The 18,155-nt window shown below is 62.4% G+C and carries 15 protein-coding genes; 6 read left to right on the top strand and 9 right to left on the bottom strand.

The window, feature by feature from the left end; all coding sequences use genetic code 11:
* Nucleotides 1-54: 54 nt before the first annotated feature.
* The gene (chrA, locus tag ROE7235_RS06660; RefSeq protein ID WP_245963892.1) at nt 55-1,203 is read left to right on the top strand and encodes a chromate efflux transporter; all 1,149 of its coding nucleotides are present in this window, start codon (nt 55-57) and stop codon (nt 1,201-1,203) included.
* Between the two features lie 52 nt (nt 1,204-1,255).
* Here chrA and rpsD read toward each other — a convergent pair whose 3' ends face one another.
* On the bottom strand, nt 1,256-1,876 hold the full coding sequence (rpsD, locus tag ROE7235_RS06655) for a 30S ribosomal protein S4 (protein ID WP_121093881.1): 621 nt from the start codon (nt 1,874-1,876) through the stop codon (nt 1,256-1,258).
* Between the two features lie 177 nt (nt 1,877-2,053).
* A complete protein-coding gene (locus ROE7235_RS06650) occupies nt 2,054-4,417 on the bottom strand; it encodes a calcium-binding protein (RefSeq protein ID WP_183073360.1) in 2,364 nt (787 codons plus the stop codon).
* A gap of 199 nt (nt 4,418-4,616) precedes the next feature.
* Here ROE7235_RS06650 and ROE7235_RS06645 point away from each other — a divergent pair, with 199 nt between their 5' ends.
* Together ROE7235_RS06645 and ROE7235_RS06640 are read left to right on the top strand one after the other, a co-directional pair.
* Entirely contained in the window at nt 4,617-6,062 is a 1,446-nt protein-coding gene (locus tag ROE7235_RS06645) for a glycosyltransferase (protein WP_121093879.1), read from the top strand.
* Nucleotides 6,059-6,982 (top strand): hypothetical protein, encoded by a 924-nt coding sequence (locus ROE7235_RS06640; protein ID WP_121093878.1) that lies wholly within the window; start codon nt 6,059-6,061, stop codon nt 6,980-6,982. Before ROE7235_RS06645 ends, ROE7235_RS06640 begins: the two co-directional genes overlap by 4 nt.
* Nucleotides 6,983-6,990: 8 nt before the next feature.
* Here ROE7235_RS06640 and ROE7235_RS06635 read toward each other — a convergent pair whose 3' ends face one another.
* From ROE7235_RS06635 to ROE7235_RS06610, 6 genes are all read right to left on the bottom strand, one after another.
* A complete protein-coding gene (locus ROE7235_RS06635; RefSeq protein ID WP_121093877.1) occupies nt 6,991-8,646 on the bottom strand; it encodes a glycosyltransferase in 1,656 nt (551 codons plus the stop codon).
* A 136-nt stretch (nt 8,647-8,782) separates the two neighbouring features.
* The gene (locus ROE7235_RS06630) at nt 8,783-9,889 is read right to left on the bottom strand and encodes a flagellar basal body P-ring protein FlgI (protein ID WP_121093876.1); all 1,107 of its coding nucleotides are present in this window, start codon (nt 9,887-9,889) and stop codon (nt 8,783-8,785) included.
* Nucleotides 9,886-10,893, bottom strand: a complete 1,008-nt coding sequence (locus ROE7235_RS06625; RefSeq protein WP_121093875.1) for a flagellin family protein — start codon at nt 10,891-10,893, stop codon at nt 9,886-9,888. The genes ROE7235_RS06630 and ROE7235_RS06625 overlap by 4 nt, the downstream gene beginning before the upstream one ends.
* 1 nt (nt 10,894) lies before the next feature.
* Nucleotides 10,895-12,322, bottom strand: coding sequence for a flagellar hook-associated protein FlgK (gene flgK, locus ROE7235_RS06620; RefSeq protein ID WP_121093874.1), 1,428 nt, complete (start codon nt 12,320-12,322; stop codon nt 10,895-10,897).
* Between the two features lie 29 nt (nt 12,323-12,351).
* Entirely contained in the window at nt 12,352-13,650 is a 1,299-nt protein-coding gene (locus ROE7235_RS06615; protein ID WP_121093873.1) for a flagellar hook protein FlgE, read from the bottom strand.
* A gap of 72 nt (nt 13,651-13,722) precedes the next feature.
* Nucleotides 13,723-14,511, bottom strand: coding sequence for a flagellar motor protein MotB (locus ROE7235_RS06610; RefSeq protein ID WP_121093872.1), 789 nt, complete (start codon nt 14,509-14,511; stop codon nt 13,723-13,725).
* A 178-nt stretch (nt 14,512-14,689) separates the two neighbouring features.
* Between ROE7235_RS06610 and ROE7235_RS06605 the strand changes: the two genes are divergently transcribed.
* Nucleotides 14,690-15,280: a transglycosylase SLT domain-containing protein gene (locus ROE7235_RS06605; RefSeq protein WP_121093871.1), complete on the top strand. Its 591-nt coding sequence runs from the start codon at nt 14,690-14,692 to the stop codon at nt 15,278-15,280.
* 4 nt (nt 15,281-15,284) lie between these two features.
* Here the strand turns inward: ROE7235_RS06605 and ROE7235_RS06600 are convergent, their stop codons facing one another.
* The gene (locus tag ROE7235_RS06600) at nt 15,285-15,857 is read right to left on the bottom strand and encodes a LysE family translocator (RefSeq protein WP_121093870.1); all 573 of its coding nucleotides are present in this window, start codon (nt 15,855-15,857) and stop codon (nt 15,285-15,287) included.
* 167 nt (nt 15,858-16,024) lie between these two features.
* Between ROE7235_RS06600 and ROE7235_RS06595 the strand changes: the two genes are divergently transcribed.
* Together ROE7235_RS06595 and ROE7235_RS06590 are read left to right on the top strand one after the other, a co-directional pair.
* Entirely contained in the window at nt 16,025-17,371 is a 1,347-nt protein-coding gene (locus ROE7235_RS06595) for a TldD/PmbA family protein (protein WP_121093908.1), read from the top strand.
* Nucleotides 17,358-18,143 carry a 3'(2'),5'-bisphosphate nucleotidase CysQ gene (locus ROE7235_RS06590; RefSeq protein WP_121093869.1) on the top strand — a complete coding sequence of 262 codons (786 nt, stop codon included), beginning with the start codon at nt 17,358-17,360 and terminating at the stop codon, nt 18,141-18,143. The genes ROE7235_RS06595 and ROE7235_RS06590 overlap by 14 nt, the downstream gene beginning before the upstream one ends.
* Nucleotides 18,144-18,155 lie beyond the last annotated feature (12 nt).

Here is an 18,155-nt window from a genome sequence, read left to right as displayed (position 1 = left end):
ATTTTGCAAATATGCGTGCGGCTTGCGCAGTTGCGTCGGGAAAGGGCCAAGGATTTGACACGACTGGCAGAGGTATTCGGCGCATTCTTGCGGCTTGGCCTGACTTCGTTCGGGGGGCCGGTCGCGCATATCGGGTATTTCCGCGCGGAATTCGTCACGCGGCGCAACTGGCTAAGCGACGATGATTATGCGGAACTGGTCGCGCTGTGCCAGTTCCTGCCCGGTCCGGCATCCAGCCAGGTCGGGTTCGCATTGGGCCTGATGCGCGCGGGCTGGTTGGGGGCGCTCGCGGCCTTTGTCGGGTTCACCTTGCCCTCTGCGCTGATTATGCTGGCCGTTGCGCTGGGCGCGGGGCTGGCAGGGCTGTCAGGCGTGATTGCGGGCCTGAAGCTTGTGGCGGTCGCCGTGGTCGCGCAAGCGGTTCTGGGCATGGCCCGCACGCTCTGCCCTGACAGGTCGCGCGCGACTGTCGCCGTTTTTGCGGTGGTCGCCTTGGCGGTGCTGTCCGGGCCGTGGGTGATGGTCGCGGTTATACTTGTGGGCGGTTTGGTGGGGGCTGCCCTGCGGCTTGAGACCGGCACAAGCGCGGGGGCGTTGCACATCCCGGTGGCGCGCCCGGTCGCTTGGGCGGCGCTGATCTTGGTTGCGCTGGGTTTGCTGGGTCTGCCGCTGCTGGCGGGCCATGGCGCGGGTCTGGCGCTGGCCGACAGCATGTTCCGCGCGGGGGCATTGGTGTTCGGCGGCGGGCATGTTGTTTTGCCGCTGTTACAGGCGGAATTGGTCGCGCCCGGACACATAACCGAGAGCGCGTTTCTGACGGGCTATGCCGCAGCCCAAGCCATTCCGGGCCCGCTGTTCACCTTTGCGACCTATCTGGGTGGTTTGAGCGGGCTGACAGGAGCCCTGATTGCCACGCTGGCGGTTTTCGCGCCCGGTTTTTTGCTGTTGGTGGGCGTCTTGCCCTTCTGGCAGGCGGTGCGCGGCGCAAAAGCGGTGCGCGCTGGCATGGCGGGGGCGAATGCTGCGGTCGTCGGGATTCTGGGTGCGGCGCTCTATGACCCTGTCTTTACGAGCGCAGTGGATACGATGGCGCAATTCGGCTTCGCGTTGGCCTGTTTTGTCGCCTTGCAGATCTGGCGCTTGCCCGCATGGGCGGTGGTGTTAGGCGCGGGGTTGGCCGGGGCCGCCGGATTGGCTGCATAGCAAAAAGCCCCGCCACGGGGGCAGGGCTCTCGCAAATCGGGTGCGGCGAAGATCAGTTCTTCGCGTAGAATTCGACCACAAGGTTCGGTTCCATCTGAACCGCATAGGGCACATCAGCCAGCGACGGGGTGCGGGTGAACGACGCCGTCAGCTTGGAGTGATCCACTTCCAGATAGTCGGGCACATCGCGCTCTGCCAGCCCGACAGCTTCCAGCACGATGGCCAGTTGCTTGGACTTGTCGCGCACGGCAACAACGTCGCCTTCTTTCACGCGATAGCTGGGGATGTTGACGCGCTGACCGTTCACGGTGATGTGGCCGTGGTTCACGAACTGGCGTGCCGCGAAAATGGTCGGCACGAATTTCGCACGGTAGATCACCGCGTCCAGACGGCGTTCCAGCAGGCCGACAAGGTTTTCACCGGTATCGCCCTTGATACGCTCGGCTTCGCCGTAGATGCGGCGGAACTGCTTTTCGGTCAGATCGCCGTAATAGCCTTTCAGCTTCTGCTTCGCGCGAAGCTGGATGCCGAAATCGCTCAGCTTGGTCTTGCGGCGCTGGCCGTGCTGGCCGGGGCCGTAATCACGGCGATTGACAGGGCTTTTGGCACGGCCCCAGATGTTTTCGCCCATACGGCGGTCAATTTTATACTTGGCAGAGGTGCGTTTGGTCACCGTCTGATCTCCTTCTTTGGTGCCCGTTGACGGGCGATGAAGGGCGTTGTCCTTCCCCGCGTTGCGGGTGACAGGCCTTCCCTTGCGGGAGCCACCAACACCAATAGTCGCGCAGACCGGATGGTTTGCGCAGCCGGTGCTTTATGGCCAAGCGCCGTGGCTGTCAATGGCGGGGCGCTAGATGATCGTGATGTAATCCGCCAACAGCCCGATATTGGCCAGCCCGGCCAATGTGATCACATCGCCATCGCCGAAATCGAGCACAATGTCGCCATTCGCAACAGTGCCGTGGATGCCGAGCATCTGGTCCAGCGTCAACCCAGCCTGCCACAGGGTGTTGTCCAGTTCCAGTTGGTCGCCGTCAGCGAACGAAAAATCCTCGATCAACAGCGTCTCATCGCCGTCAAGGAACACGAATGTATCCGCACCTTCGGCCCCGCGGACCGTGTCGTCACCGGGTCCGCCATGCAGCCTGTCATTGCCAAGCGCCCCGCCAAGGAAATCGTCGCCCAGCCCGCCGATCAGGGTGTCATCGCCTTCCATGCCCCAGAGCATGTCGTCGCCGGAGCCGCCGTCGATGCTATCGTTTCCGATGACCGCACCGCCATAGATCGTGTCATTTCCTGATCCGCCGATGACGGTATCGTCCCCGCCGCCGCCGCCAATGCGCCCGCCAAGTGTGCTGCCGTGGATCAGGTCATGTCCACTCATGCCCCACAGCCGTGTGTCATCCTGTTCGCCATAAATGGTGTCATTGCCCGCACCGCCATAGATCGAATCGTTTCCCGTGCCGCCATACAGCAGATCATTTCCTGATCCGCCGCCGATCATGTCATTTCGTGCCCCGCCATAGATCGTGTCTTGGCCCGCGCCACCCCACAGCCGGTCATGGCCATTTCCACCGTCGATCAGGTCATTTCCGTCCCAACCGCGAATCGTGTCATTGCCGCGCGCGCCGTTCAACGTATCGTCGCCCTCGCCACCCAGCAGGCTGTCATGGGTGTTGGTGCCGTCCATCTGCACACCCGGCGGGCCGGGGGGCGGCGGCGGATCTGGTGGTGGATCTGGCGGTGGCACAGGGTCGGTTTCGCCCGCGATAATGAGCATGCTGTCCGCCCCAAACAATCCGTCGGGAAACAGGTCAGCAAGGGACAGCATGGCGCTATTATGTGCAGTAATCACGATTTCCATGTCGCGAAACCGGATGACCGCGCCCGTGGTGGTCGTGGCAACCTCAACCTGTCCCAGATTGCGCAGCATCGGCAGATCCGTCAGGTCCAGCCGGTCTTGGCCGGGCCGGAAATCGGTGATCTCGACCCGTGTGCTCTCCGCGCGGATAACGAAGATATCGTTGCCCGTGCCCCCCGTCAGCGTGCTATGGCCGGGGCCTGATGACAAAATGTCATGGCCCGCCCCGCCGGTCAGGGTGTCGGCGTCCGACCCTGCCAGCAGTATGTCATCGCCATTGCTGCCGCTGAGCAGGTCCGCCCCCTGTAACGAACTGCTTAGAACCTGCCCAAGATTGCTCTGATCCGATTGCAGGTGCAGCAATGCCGCCGTGTCTTGGGTGCCGATGAACGCATGCAGGATGCCGTTCTGAAACTGTGCATTTATGGTGGTGGGGGTGTCGAGCGCGCCGCCGAGATCGTCTTCGAATGTTTCGAGAAAGACCAGATGTCCGTCGGGCAAAAGCCGAAACACGGTAACGCCGTGATCGGCCCCGATTGCCATGACAAAGACATGGTCGCCGTCTTGCACCAGCGTCAGATCCTGCACGTTGGCAAAGCGGGTGCTGGCAGTGTCGATCAGTTGCTGGACCGGCGTCAGGCTACCATCTAGGCCCACTTCCACCACGCTTATCGAAGAGCCGGTTGCCGATGCTATAATCGCGAAACTGTTCGTGCCGAAATTAGCGATTTCCATCGCGGTCGGATTGCTGATCGCCAACCCTTCTGCCGCGCCAAGGACCGCGATCTGCACATAGCCACCATCCGACCCGAAGCTGTGGCTGAACACCTGCCCCGCAGCCCTGTCAAGGGACAGCATATAACCTGTTTGCGCTGCCCCGAGATTGTGGACCGCCACAAGATTGTCGGCTGGAACGGGCATTTGGGCCGCCAGCCCGGTCACGCCCGAGAATTGGCCCCATGCTTGCAACGCCCCCGGCGCGTCGGTCGCGGCGGCGGCCTGCACCGTCGCCCAGTCATAGGAGTGCAACGGCCCGATCTGTCCGTCCGGTTCGAATGCATAGCCCCAAGCCTCGTTGTCGTCGCCGCCGATAAACACAACGGGCGCGCCGTCGATTTCTGCAAATGTGATGGTTCCACCCAACCCCGTTTGCAGCGCCGACGGAAAGACTTGTGTGTCATGTGGGGAAAGCCGCCCATCGGCCTCCAGACGGTAGACGCTCAACCCGCCGGCAATGCCGCTTGTCATGATGACAAAGGTTCCGGCACCATTGGCCACGACCAGACTGTCGGACAGCCCAATGTCCAACGCGTCGGCGCCCGTCTGATAGACGCCCTCAAGATGCAACGACATCCCACCACCCATATATTCACCCGCGATAATCCTCTGTTGTTCGCGGTGCGCGGGTTGGGTCCAATTCGGGCAAGAGCTTGTCATTTGCAGACGATTTGACCGGTTCGTTTTGTTGGCTGTCCGGCCTTGCCCTTGCGCGCATGTGCGGCGCTGGGCTAGAGACACTCGCAATATCAAGACCGCGCTGAGAGGCGATCATTTGCGAATTCTGCATTTTTACTGGGTGGACCCAGAGGATCGCGCTGCGCGGGGCGGTGGCGTCCGGGGCTATGCGCAATCGCTTATGGCCGAGCAACGCGCGACGAACGGGCACCACTGCACCGCGCTAAGCGCGGGGCTCGCCCATGACATTTCGCCCACCGCGCCCCCAAAATGGCGGGCTGTCGGGCCTGACCGGTATGAATTCGTCAACACGCGGCCAATCGCCCCGTCGCATGCAGATTTCGCCAGTCCTGCGCAGTTGAGCGACCCGGCCACAGAGGCGCTGTTTCGCGCGTTCCTGCACCGGACCGGACCGTATGACGTCATACATTTCCACGGGCTGGAAGGGTTGCCGGCCCGTGTTCTGGAAATGCGCAGGGAACTGCCGGAGACACGGTTTGTGTTGTCGCTGCACAACTATTACCCGTTTTGCCCGCAGGTGAACCTGTGGTGGCAAGAGCGCGCACATTGTGCGGATTTCGAACAGGGTCGGCGCTGTGCCACATGCCTGCCGCTGGAGCCAAACCCGATGGCGATCCGGCGGGCCTATGCAGTGGAGGGGGCCTTTGCGAAGCTGGGCGCGCCACCCGGTAGCTGGGGATATGATCGTCTGTTGCGCCCCGCGCTTGTTGGGGGGTGGCGCATGCTCAAGGCACTGCGAGGCCGGAACACGCCGGCCCCCACTACACCCACCGCAGACACTGACACGCACGCGGCTGCAGGCAGGCATTTTGCGCAGCGCCGGGCCGAGATGGTGCGCCTGATCAACACCCATTGCGATACGGTTTTGGCCGTGTCTGACCGCGTGCGCGACATTGCCAAGGGTTTTGGCATCGGCAAGGCTCAGACCTGCTATATCGGCACCCGTCATGCAAGTGAATGGGCGCGTACAAAACCGCGCGACGTGCGGCAAGCACCGCTTCGTTTGGTGTATCTGGGCTATATGCGGGCGGATAAGGGCTTTGGGTTCTTGCTTGACGCGCTGCACGTTATGCCCGCCGATGTGCTGGCGCGCCTGCACCTGACCGTTGCCGCCCGCAAAGGGCCGCAGCAAATGATGACCCGCTTGCAGGCGTTGATCCCGCGTCTGGCGGGGCTGCAAAGACATGACGGCTACACCGCCGCCGAGATGGACGGGATCTTGGCGCAAGCCGATATCGGCATTGTGCCGCCCCTTTGGGAAGACAATCTGCCCCAGGTCGCGCTAGAGATGCATGCCCGTCATATCCCGCTGATCACCTCTGACCGCGGCGGCGCGCAGGAATTGCCGGGCACCCGGCAGCTTGTCTTTCGTGCGGGCGACGCCGCGGACTTCGCCCGCGTTCTGGACCTCGTTCTGTCGGGTAGCGTTGACTGGACGGCATATTGGAGCGGTGCGCGCGCGCCAACCGACCTTTCCGCCCACGCGGAACAACTCGACAGCTTCTACGCGGGCGCAACATGAAGGCAGTCATTCATATCGGGATGCCGAAATCCGGCACATCGACCATACAGGCGTTTTTGCAAATCAACCGCGCGGCCTTGTCCGAGCAAGGTGTGCTGTATGATCGGTTCGTTCCGTGGTCAGGCAGCCAGTATGAGTTTCCGATCACGGCCCTGGACGCGGTCGGAAAACTGGTGCCGCCCGCTTATGAACGGAATGAACTGGGGTTGCACACGCATGCGGATCAACGCGCCTATGTGCAGCGTTTTGAACGCCATCTGGATACCACGCTTGCGCAACAGGGCGGGCATCGGGTTTTTGTCGGGTCGAGCGAACACATTTACCCATGGCTGAAAACCGCCGAGCCGATCTGTGCGCTTGACCGCTTCCTGACCGCGCGGTTTTCCAACGTGCGCTATCTGGTATATCTGCGGAGCCAGCAGGAACTTGTCCTGAGCAGCTATTCTGAAGCGATCCGTCGCGGGCATACCCACAGCTTGGATGAGCATCTGCGCAAAAGTGCCACGATCAACCATCTGAAGACGCTGAACTGGTGGGTCAACGCCGTCGGGAAGGACCGCCTTGATGTACGCATCCTGGCCGCCGACCACTTGCGCGATGGCGACTTGCTGGCGGATTTTTGCGATCTTGCGGGGATAGGGCTTGCGGGTTTGCAGCGCCCGGAGCGCGAGAATGCCGCGCTATCGGTTGAAGAAATCAGACTGCGGCGTCTGCTGAACAAGGTTTTGCCGCGGCAAAACAAAAAAGGCAAAATGCATGTCGCCTATAGAACTGCAATGACCCTGCTGCTGCCGGTTTTTGCGGGTCAGACACGGCAGGGATTGACCGACGCTCAGCAGGACGAAATCCGCGCGCTCAACGCCCCGCATAACGAACGGTTGAGACACAGGTTTTTCCCCGAGCGGCCAGACCTTTTCTGACATCGGACCTAAAGCATCCGCCAGAATCTTGGTCCGATATGCGCCGCTCGCTTGGTGCGCGGCAAGCCCCCGATCCGGCGCACGAGCCCCCATTTGAGGGCCTCGACCAGCCGTCGTAAACGACCGGGTTGCGCCAGAACGGCCAGTTGGGCGCGATGTAGGAAAGCTGCGGTCATGTGCATGGGTTCCAGCACCCCGTCAGCCCGCAACACCTGCAACCGGCGCAATGTCGCCATGGGCGTGTCAACGGGCCGCGCGGTGAGTGTGACAAGCGATTCCGTAACTTGCGCAGGCGGGAAAGCGACCGCGTGGCGCAGAACCGCAGTCCAAGCGGCATCGCGCGCGCTGGGCGGCGGTCGGTCCGTTGCCAGCATCAGGGCCGCTGGTTCGGCGCAAGGTAGCCCGGGCTGCGCCCAACCCGTATCGGCCCGTGCGCCGGCGCTGTGCACCGTGGCGCAGACCGCCCATTGGGCGCCCGCGTCGCCCTGCAAGGTGCGCAGCATTTCGGCGGACCAATTCGGTGCCGGAATGTCCCCCGCCTGAAAAATCGCGACCCAAGGGGTGCCGATCTGCGGCAAGATTGCATGTAGCACCTGCAATGGTGCACCGTCCGGCACCGGCACAATCTGCTCCGCCGACAGCCGTTGTGCGTCAAGCGCCGCCCGCGTCAAATCTTCGCCCGCGCCGCGCTGCACCAGGGCGGTAAAGCGCAAGTCCGGGCGAACGGCCGTCGCGAGCCCAAGGTCGATATCATCGGCCGCGTCCCAGTCCCATTGCAGGCCGTGCGCGCTGAAATAGCCGCGGGCATGTTCCAGAAAGGCGCATCGTAATTCAGGGTCCGTGACCGGTTCCAGCCGCTCGTGCACAAGCCGGGTCGCCAGACGCGAGAGGGCGGCTTGCTTGTAGTGTTTGTCCGCACCCGCAAGAATGGTGCGCACCTCCTCAATCCTGTCGAATTGCTGAAATATCTGTGGATTGGCCTGCGTGGTGATCTGGCCCGCGCGTCCGCGCCGGTGATGGTAAAGCGGTTGCGGCAGGTAGCCCATCTGTGTGGCGCGACAGGCAAGCGCCCAGTAGAACGGATGATCCTCGTACAAGGCGCCCGGCGGAAACCGCAGCGACCCTATGAAATCGCGGCGGTACAGCTTGTTCCAGGCAGATGGCAGATGCCGCGCGATCGTGCGGGCGTCAGCAAGATCGACACTGCGCGCGCCTGTTTCGATCTGCGGTGTGCCATGAATGGCGGAATGCGGAATGCCGGGTTGGTCGGGATAGTCCAGCCGGATCGCACAGGCGACCCAATTCGCGCCCGACCCGTCCAGCGTTCGGGTCATTTCGGACAGAAAACCGGGGGCATAGCTGTCATCGCCGTCCAGAAAGGCAATATAGATGCCGCGCGCCAAGTCCAGCCCTGTGTTGCGTGCGACCGATAGGCCTTGATTGCTTTGCGAGATCACTCGAAAGCGCGGGTCGCGACCGATTGCGGCCAGCGCAAACGGCGCCGAAGCGTCGGTCGACCCGTCATCCACCAAGACCGCCTCGAAATCTGTAAAATCTTGCGCCAAAAGGCTTTGAATCGCGGCGCCGATATACCGTTCGACATTGTAGAATGGCAGGATCACGCTGACTTTCGGGCCGTTCGTTGGTCCGCGTTTATGTGCCATGGTGGAATTCTGTCCCAAGTAACCTGCCAAGGGATAGCCCGTTGACGGCGGGCCGCGCAATGGTCCTGATGGCCGTGCTCTGATCTTGGTTCAGGATGACACCACATGCCCAAGCCGCCGGGGCCGCGTTGCGGGATTATCGCACAATCAGTTCGGCATGCAGCGCGCCCGCAGCGTTGATACTGCTCAGAATGTCGATCATGTCGCGGGGCGCGACGCCAAGTGCATTCAAGCCGGCGACAATTTCCGAGAGCGATGTGCCGCCGTCGACTTCGGCAAGCGACACCGGTGGCGCATCTTCCAATTCGGCGGCGGTTCTGGGAACGACCACCGTCTCGCCATCGGCAAATGGGTTGGGCTGAACCACCAATGGGCGTTCCTCGACCCGCAGGGTTAGCCCGCCCTGTGCCACCGCGACACGGCTGATGCGAACATCCTCGCCCATGACAATGGTGCCCGACCGCTGGTCCACAACCACGCGGGCCCGGCTTGCGGGCGCAATGCGCAGGTTTTCAATGCGTGCCAGAGCATGCGCAGTCGACCTTGCGCCCGTTGCAGGCACTTCCAGAACCACCGTTCCGGAATCCATCATCCGTGCTGCCCGTGCGGCGAACTCCAGATTTATGGCGTGTTCTATCTGCAATGCCGTCGAGAAATCCGGCACTTTCAGCGCCAGCCGCACTTCTGTCAGGCTCGCCAGTGAGAAGTCTATCTCGCGCTCGACCCGCGCGCCTCCGGGGATAACGCCAGAGGTCGGCACGCCGCGCACCTCGCGCGCTGCTGCGCCTTCTGCGACCGCGCCACCGGCTAGAATACTGCCCTGCGCCACCGCGTAAATCGTGCCATCCGCCCCGTTCAGGGGCGTCATGACAAGCGTGCCGCCCAGCAGGCTTGTGGCATCACCAATTGCCGAGACGGTAACATCCACAGTGCCGCCTGCCCTTGCAAAAGGCGGTAGGCTGGCGGTCACGATCACGGCGGCGACGTTCTTGGGGCGAAACTGTTCCCCGGTTACGTTCACGCCGAGCCGTTCCAGAATGTTTGACATCGTATCTTCGGTGAAGGGCGCGTTGCGCAAACCGTCACCGGTGCCATTCAGACCGACCACCAAACCATAGCCGAGCAGGTCATTGGCGCGGACACCGTCGAATTCCACCATGTCCTTCAGGCGAACCGTCGCCGTTGCGGGCTGGCAAACGAAGGTAAACGCGGCAACCAGAAGAATACAGAATGCCTTATTCATCTCAGATACTCTGTCAGCGAGAGGCGCGACAAACGGGCGGTCACAAGGTACAACGCATCCAGTCTCTGGGTTGCACTTTCCAGCGCCGTAGCGGTCTCATAAGGGTCGGCCTCCAGCAGTTCGGTCCGGATGATCTGCAACGAGGCAGCCCGCGCTTCGGCTCGGGCCAAGCCGTCTGCCGCCCGCGCCTCTTGGGCGCCGATCCGTGCTTGCATCGCAATCCGCTGATCTGCTGATGCGCTCAGCGAATTTGCCCCCGCGCTTAGCAGATTTCGCATATCAGAAAGGTCCAAGCCGGGTTCCAGCGTATGGGCGAGCGCGCCCAACGCCAAGCCTGCGAGGCTGTCGCGTATACCCTTGTCCGCGCCTGTCACGTCGAAACGAACGGAATGCCCGTCCCCGAGAGCGGTCGCGTTGGCAGCGGCGTCGGCACCTGTATAGGCAACACTCTCGAAGGGCCCGCCTTCGGCGAACCATGCGGTCACATGGTCCTTGATGTCGGTGGGTGATGCATTGGGTGGCACGCTTGCAGCGACGGCACCAAGGATGTCGTCAGGCGTGGCAAATGGGCGTTGATCCCCGGCGACGCCGGAAAAAACATGGCGACCGGCGATTTTGGTCCCCAACAACCCGATCGCATCTTCGAACCCGGCTTTGGCGCGTTCGCCCGCATCCGCCATTGCAAGCTTGCCCGATGCCTGTGCGCTCGTCCGTAAGTCCAGCGACACGCGCTCGGTGATCTGGCCGATCTGATCGGCCACATTTTGTTGCGCCTCAAGAAAGGTTACAGCCAACCGCGCTGATGTCGCGTGTTGCGCAGATAGCGCAAGACCATGTTCCACATTGGCAAGCTCAAGTAGATTGCCACCCAGCGCACGCGGTTTGTCGGAGTTTTGGCCCGAGGCAAGCTCTGCCGTCAGCCGCGACACTGTCTGGCGCAGGGAGCTGCCTGTGCGCCGGAGCATCAGGCTTTGGGCGTGATCGCCGGTTCCAATCTGAAACATATCATATCTCCAGCAGGTTGCGCATCATGCCATCGACCGCCGAAAGCACCCGCGCGTTGGCGGCATAGGCGCGTTCGAGCGTCAGAAGACGTTGCATTTGAGTGTCGGTATCGACCCCGCTTCGGGCAAAATCCTCTTGCAAGGCTGTGTGATGGGCCTGCGCAAAGGAGAGGTCGTTTTCGGCCTGCAGCCTGGCCGTCGCAAGCGCGGAGACCTGTGCCGCGACATGTGTTGTCAGGTCGTGAGCCGGAGTGCCGGAAAACAGTGTCGTCGATTTGTCGAGCGCTTCGGCCATCCGGGTCAAATTCGCGGGGTCCGACGTTGGACCCGGCGCCACGGCATTCAACCCGGTTCGCAACCGCCAGAGGCCAGTGTCCGTTACCGGATCAAACCGGGTCGACAGGCTTAGCTTTCCTGCCAGCCCCGTGGCGTCGGCGGGGGAGGTTGTCGCCACGGGCAGTGTGAACAGCCCAAACTCACCATGAGACAAGGTGGTGTCAGCCTGGGGGCCTGAAAAGCGGGCCAGCAGGTCTTGGGCGAGTGCGTCCAGCCGGGTCTGAGCGCCGGGTGCGATTGTGTCGCGCAGCTCCAGATTTGCACCAAGGCGTCCGGATTGCGTAATTGCACTGTCCGGGCCAAGGGCGCGCCCGTCCAGCGTGACCGCAGCAAGTGCACCGTTCGCCAAACTGTCGGTCGCGCCAATGCCGATGGTTGGTGCAAAGCCGAATTGCGCGTGGTCATTCTCTGCAAGAACCTGACCATTGGCGGCCAGCAGCATGATGCGACCGTTTTCGCGCGGAATCTCTGTGACCGGAATGATCTGGGCGATGCCTGACACGACGCGTTGACGTTCATCCATCAAGCCATTCGGGTCGCCGCCCAAGAGCATCTGTCGCTGGATGTCCTTGTTCAGAGCGGCCACCCGGGCAAGAGCGTCGTTCAACGTGCCGACATCCTTGGCGATTGAGTCGTCGGCCTGCTGACGGATGGACTGTATCTGCAGTTCGGTCCGGTTGAATTTCGCCGCGAGGCGCGTGGCATCCTGCGCGACGGTTTGCAAGCCGGCCGTGGAGTCGGGCGTTGTTGCGGCTTGTTGGAGGCTGGAGGCGAGGGAGGTGACAAGGCCGTTGAGCGAATCGGCCTCTCCCGGAAGGCCGAATGCATGCTCCAGTCCAGCAAGACCAGTGTTCAGCACATCTGCATGAATGTGTGTGCTTTCGGCGCGGCGTGTGGCCCCAAGCAGCACCGGGTCTGCCACCCTCTGGATGGGCGTGTTGTGTCCATTTACCAGCGTGCTGGATGGCACCAGATTGCGCTGGCCGAAGCCCTCGGTTTCGGCGTTGGCAAGGTTTTCGGCAACCAGACGCGTGCCCAATGCTGAAAGCCGTAGCCCGCCCATCGCGGAATTGCTTGCTAGTCCAAGGCTCATGGCCCCCTCGATTCTATCTGCGCATCAAACTACCGTTTGATGTTGTTGGTTTCCTGGAACATTTCATCGACGGTCTGGATGACCTTGGCGTTTGACGAATACGCGCGCTGGGTCTGAATTAGGTTGGTGAGTTCCTCTGCGACGTCGGTTGCCGATTCCTGAAGGGCAAACCCCACGAATTCCCCGACCGGGCCGTCGCCCGCGTCCCACAGGAAAAAGGCGCCGCTGTCGCGGGATATCTGGAAGGATTGGTCGTTGGCTGCGGTCAAACCATTTGGGTTTGGCACGTCCACCAACGGAACCCGGTAGAGCGTACGCCGGAAGCCTTGATCGTAGACTGCGTCCAGATTGCCGCTGGCATCTATTGTCAGCCCGATCAGGTTGCCAGCGCCAAACCCGTCCTGCGCAACGCCGGCAGGGGAAAAGGTTGCACCGCGTTGCGTCAAGCCGCCAGCTTCGCCCAAACGGCCTAGCTGTAGGTTGATTTGTTGTGTGCCAATGGTCAGATCGACACTTCCTGAAACGGGATCGTAGGCCGAGGCACCGCCAAGCGGCGTGACAGAGGCCAGCGTTCCGCCGCTGCCGGACGTATCGTCAAACACAAGCTGGTATTCGCCCACCGCGGCGCCGCTGGTCTGGTCCACAATGCTCATGGTCCAGGAATTTGCGGCACCGTCTGGTTGAAAGGTCACTTCTAATGTGCCGGGCAGGCCGAGTGTGTCGAAATAGGCCACAGACAGGAAGGACGGGTCGCCCGCCCCTGTTGGCAGGGTTTCGCTGGCGGGCAGGTTTACGGACATGTTTATGCGGCTGGTCGGGAAAGATGCCTGTTGGTTCATGGCCACCTGAATTGGCCGCAACCCGCTGGTGTTGTCGCGCACATTTGGTGGCACGGTGCCGTTTTCGGCCGCGGGCCAACCGAGCAGGACCATGCCCGACGGATTGCGCAAATAGCCATTCGCATCCTGCCGGAAAGACCCCGTTGTCGTCAGTAGCATCGGGGCCGTGCCATCCTGGAGCTGCGCGCCCAGTTCGGAAGTGACCGGCAAGAAACCGCGCCCGTTGACTGCAATGTCTGTGGCGTTCTGGGTGCCGATTAACGCACCGCCCTGGTCGGCAAGCCGCAGGGTCGAACTGCGCACGCCACCCGCGCTGTAGGCGCCCTGATTTGCCAACCCGCTGCCGATGACCATGGAGTGGAACGACGTCTGTGCCCGCCTGTAGCCATAGGTTGCCGAATTCGCGATATTGTCCGAGATGGTCGATAGGCGCGTCGCATTGGCACGCAGGCCCGAAATGCCCGCATTGAGGGAAGACGTGATACTCATAGCCGCTCCGTCGTGTGGTTGATTCTTCCTCCGACTATCCACACGGCGTGTTAATTTCCCCCTAACTGCGGATCAGAGCTTTATCGTCCGAAGCAATGTCAGCTCTAACCGGTTGTTTTCCGGTGCCATTGTGTTGTCGGGGTTCGCAGGCGTTCGGTCCGCATGGCCAATCAACCGTTGCAGGCGGGCAGGGGCGAATTCGCGATCAAGCAGCAACTCGCGCATGGCGTCCGCCCGCTGGAGGGTCAGGGGCCAGACCGGGTTGCTGCGCAGCACCGCCGGAAATGACTGTGAATGCGCCCCGATTGCCAAGGGGTTTTGCACAACGCGCATGGCGTCCGCCATCAGGCGCGTCAACTCCTCCAACACCGGGCGCGGCGTGGCAGTGTCCGGGTTGAACAGCGGGGAGTCGGGAATGTCGGCGAGAACGAAGACGAGGCCCTCATCCGTCAATCTTATGTTAACGTGTTTCAGCAATTGTTCGGCATGGGCGCTTTCGCCGGCCAGAGCTGCAAATGCGTCGGACACGTCTTGCAGCGCCTGAGATTCGGATTGAAAGGCCTCTGCCGTTGCGATTTTGTCGGTTACAGAGGAGACAGTTGAAATGGATGTGCCGCCCAACGCACCGTCGCCACCCGATGACTGGCTGTCGATCGCGAACGTCGGGGAGAAGTAATCCGCGATGCCCTTGCGTTCGTCATCCGACACTGAGCCGAGCAACCACAGCATAAGGAAAAATGCCATCATTGCCGTCACGAAATCGGCGTAGGCCACTTTCCATGCCCCGCCGTGATGCCCGCCACCAACCACGACTTTCTTGCGCTTGATGATAATCGGCCTGACATTGTCAGAACGTTCCATAGCCACCCACCTATTCTACCCAATCGCAAGCCTATCAGGCGGGTCTGAAGAGAGTGTTAAGAGCGGTGAAAGCCGCCGCGCTGGTCACGTTTTCGACAATGTCGCCACGCCGCACGGGCGCGGGGGCTTACTTTTTTTCGCCAACCGGTTAAACTACTAAAAAAATACCGAGGCAAACATGAGCAGATTTCCCCTTTTCATCGCGCTTGCGGTGTTGTTGTCCGCATGTGGCGGCAAAGATTTTTCCGCGCCGCGCAATCTGGACGATGCCTGCGCTATGTCGTCCGAGCGTCCCAAGTATTTCGCAGCCATGCGCGCTACAGAGCGCAGGTGGGGCGTACCGGTCGCGGTTCAGGCGGCGATTATCCATGCAGAAAGCCGGTTCATCGGCGATGCCCAAACCCCTGTGCGCTATGCACTTGGCGTGATCCCGCTGGGGCGGCAAAGCTCTGCGATGGGGTATTCACAGGCGCTTGACGGCACATGGGATGAATACCGCCGCGAAACCGGAAACCGCCGTGCCGACCGCACCGATATCCGCGATGCCACGGACTTTGTTGGCTGGTATTCGAACAAGTCGCGCGAGCGCAATGGTATTGCGCTGAACGATGCGCGCAATCTGTATCTGGCCTATCACGACGGGCATACAGGCTTCTCCAGAGGGACGTACAATTCGAAACCGTGGTTGCTGGAGGTGGCCGACCGGGTTGCCACGCGGTCCGTGATGTATGACCAGCAGTTGCGCAATTGTCGTTCGGGATGGTGGTAGCGGGCTAGCCCGCCGCCATCGCAAGCGCTACAACAGCCAACATAAGCGCAAAGCCGCGGTTTACGGCGCGGACCTGCGTTTCAGAGGTCATGTGCGCGAGGATCGACTGGCCCAGCCCTGCCCATAGGGCGAAGGCCAATGCGTTGTTGAGCGTGAAGACCAACGCGACCGCCAGCACGGTCATGGTATCCGCCGACGGAAATTGCGCGAAGAGGGCCGCCATGATCGCCCATGCCTTGGGGTTCAGGGCAAGCAGCGCCGCCCCGTCCCACAATGTGGCCTGATGGGTGTTGTCCAATCGGGTCACGGCACTGGACCGCCAGAGTTTGAGCGCCAGCCAGAGCACGTAGCCGGTGCCGACCCATAACAGAACTCGCCCCAGCACTGGCCCAGTCAACAGCAGCAAACCGGCCCCGACGGCCAGCGCGGCCAATAGGGTCGCCATATGGTAGCCCAGATAGGCGGGGATAGTCCGACGCCAGCCAAAGCGCGCGCCATGTGCGGCAAAGAACAGGTTGCCGGGGCCGGGGCTGTAGGCCAGCGGCAGCAAAAACAGCAAGAGCGCGAAAAGAGACATCGGGGCGGCCTTTTGTCAGGGTCTTGCGCGCTATAAAGCGAGCCACGGCACCGAGCCGACCCGAAAGCTGCGCAAAAGACCGTCCAGCGGCATTCCAATTCGCGCCCTGTGGCACTAGATCAAGGCAAGTTCTGCCCGAAAAGGAAGCTTTTATGCCCAAGCCCGATATGACAGCCCAGCTTGCGCCCCTGACACAGTCCCTGCTGAGCGCCGCAAAGAAGGCCGGAGCCGATACCGCCGATGCCATTGCCGTGGATGGGCGCTCGGTGTCGATTGACGTGCGCAAGGGCGGGCTGGAACAGGCCGAACGGTCCGAAGGGCTGGAGATCGGTCTTCGTGTATTTGTCGGGCAACGGCAGGCGTGTATTTCCGCGTCGGACACGCGGCCAGAGACCTTGGCCGCAATGGCTGCCCGCGCTGTGGCCATGGCCCGCGAAGCCCCGGAAGATGCCTATGCAGGGCTGGCCGAAAGCCATCAGCTTGCCATGCTGCGCAGCGCCGATGGGTTGGAAATGCTGGACCCCGCGCCCGAACCGGACCCCGCGACGTTGCAAGAGGATGCGCGCCGGGCAGAGGCTGCTGCGCTTGCGGTCGGTGGCGTGACACAGGTTCAATCGGCCTCTGCCGCGTATGGCCAGCAGGCGATCTGGCTGGCCGCGACCAACGGGTTCAGCGGCGGCTATGCGCGCAGTTCACGGCATATCAGCTGTGTCGCCATCAGTGGCGAAGGCTCTGGGATGGAACGGGACTGGTGCGGCGAGGGGCGTGTCTTTCAAACCGATCTGCCCGCGCCCGAGGATGTCGGGCACCTTGCCGCCGAACGCGCCGTCGCCCGCCACGGGGCGCGCCGCCCGAAAACCGGCGCCTATCCGGTTCTGTATGACGAGCGCATTGCCAGCGGCTTGATCGGTCATCTGGTTGCGGCCATCAACGGCGCGTCAGTCGTGCGCGGTTCTAGCTGGCTGCGCGATGCGATGGGCGAACAGGTGCTGCCCAAGGGGCTGTCGCTTCACGAAGACCCGCACCGCCCGCGCGCCAGCGCCTCGCGCCCGTTCGATGCTGAAGGCCTGCAAACGCGTATGCGCGATCTGGTGGCCGACGGGATCTTGCAGGGATGGGTTCTGGACCTGTCCTCGGCGCGCAAACTGGGACTGGAAAGCACGGCAAGTGCGATGCGCGGCACCTCTGCGCCACCCAGCCCCGGCACAACCAACTGGGCTCTGACGCAAGGCGACGCCAGCCGCGAGGATCTGATCGCGCAGATGGGCACGGGGCTGCTGGTAACGTCGCTGATCGGGTCCACCATAAACCCCAACACCGGCGATTATTCGCGCGGGGCAAGCGGGTTCTGGGTGGAAAACGGCGAAATCGCCTATCCGGTCAATGAATGCACGATTGCTGGCAATCTGCGCGATATGCTGGGCCGCATCATCCCGGCCAACGACGCGCGCGCGCATGTCAGCCATGTGGTGCCGTCGCTGCTGGTCGAGGGGATGACCCTTGCCGGCGACTGACGATCTGGGTTTGGTCACGCAGGCCGCGATGGCGGCAGGCGAGATCGCCTTGCGCCATTTCGGTCGTGCGCCGCGCGTCTGGGACAAAGGGCAGGGGCAAGGCCCTGTGTCAGAGGTCGATCTGGAGATTGACGCGGCGTTGCGCGCGCTGCTGCTGGGCGCGCGGCCCGATTATGGCTGGCTCTCGGAGGAGTCGCCCGACAGCCCCGACCGCCTGCGCCGTGACCGCGTATTCATCGTGGACCCGCTGGATGGAACGCGGGCCTATCTGGATGGAAAAGACGGGTTTGCGCACCCTGTCTGCGTGGTCGAAAACGGCCAGACCCTGGCCGCCGCCATCCACCTGCCCCGGCTGGGCCAGACCTATACGGCGGCGCGCGGGCAGGGTGCGTTTTGCAATGGCGCGCCGATTGTCGTGTCCGATACCGTTGCGGGCGCGCGCGTTCTGACTGCGCGCAGCCAGCTTGACCCGGCGCTTTGGCCCGGCGGGGTTCCCGGTGTCAGCCAGCATTTCCGCCCCGCGCTGGCTTGGCGCATGGCATTGACGGCAGAAGGCGCGTTCGATGCTATGCTAACCCTCAAGCCCGCGTGGCATTGGGATATTGCCGCGGGCGCGCTTATTCTTGCGGAAGCTGGCGGCACAGCCACAGATGGACAGGGCGACCCGCTTGTGTTCAACACCGCAGACCCGCGCGCAAATGGTGTGATCGCGGCCAACCCGGCCTTGCACATGGCCCTGATGGCGCGCAGGCTGGGCGGATTGGCAAAGTAGAGGCGCGGCGCG

The organism is Roseinatronobacter ekhonensis (assembly GCF_900499075.1).
GTDB classification, from domain to species: Bacteria; Pseudomonadota; Alphaproteobacteria; order Rhodobacterales; family Rhodobacteraceae; genus Roseinatronobacter; species Roseinatronobacter ekhonensis.
Note: the sequence above shows the minus strand (reverse complement) of the source record. Positions and strands in the feature narration are given on the sequence as shown.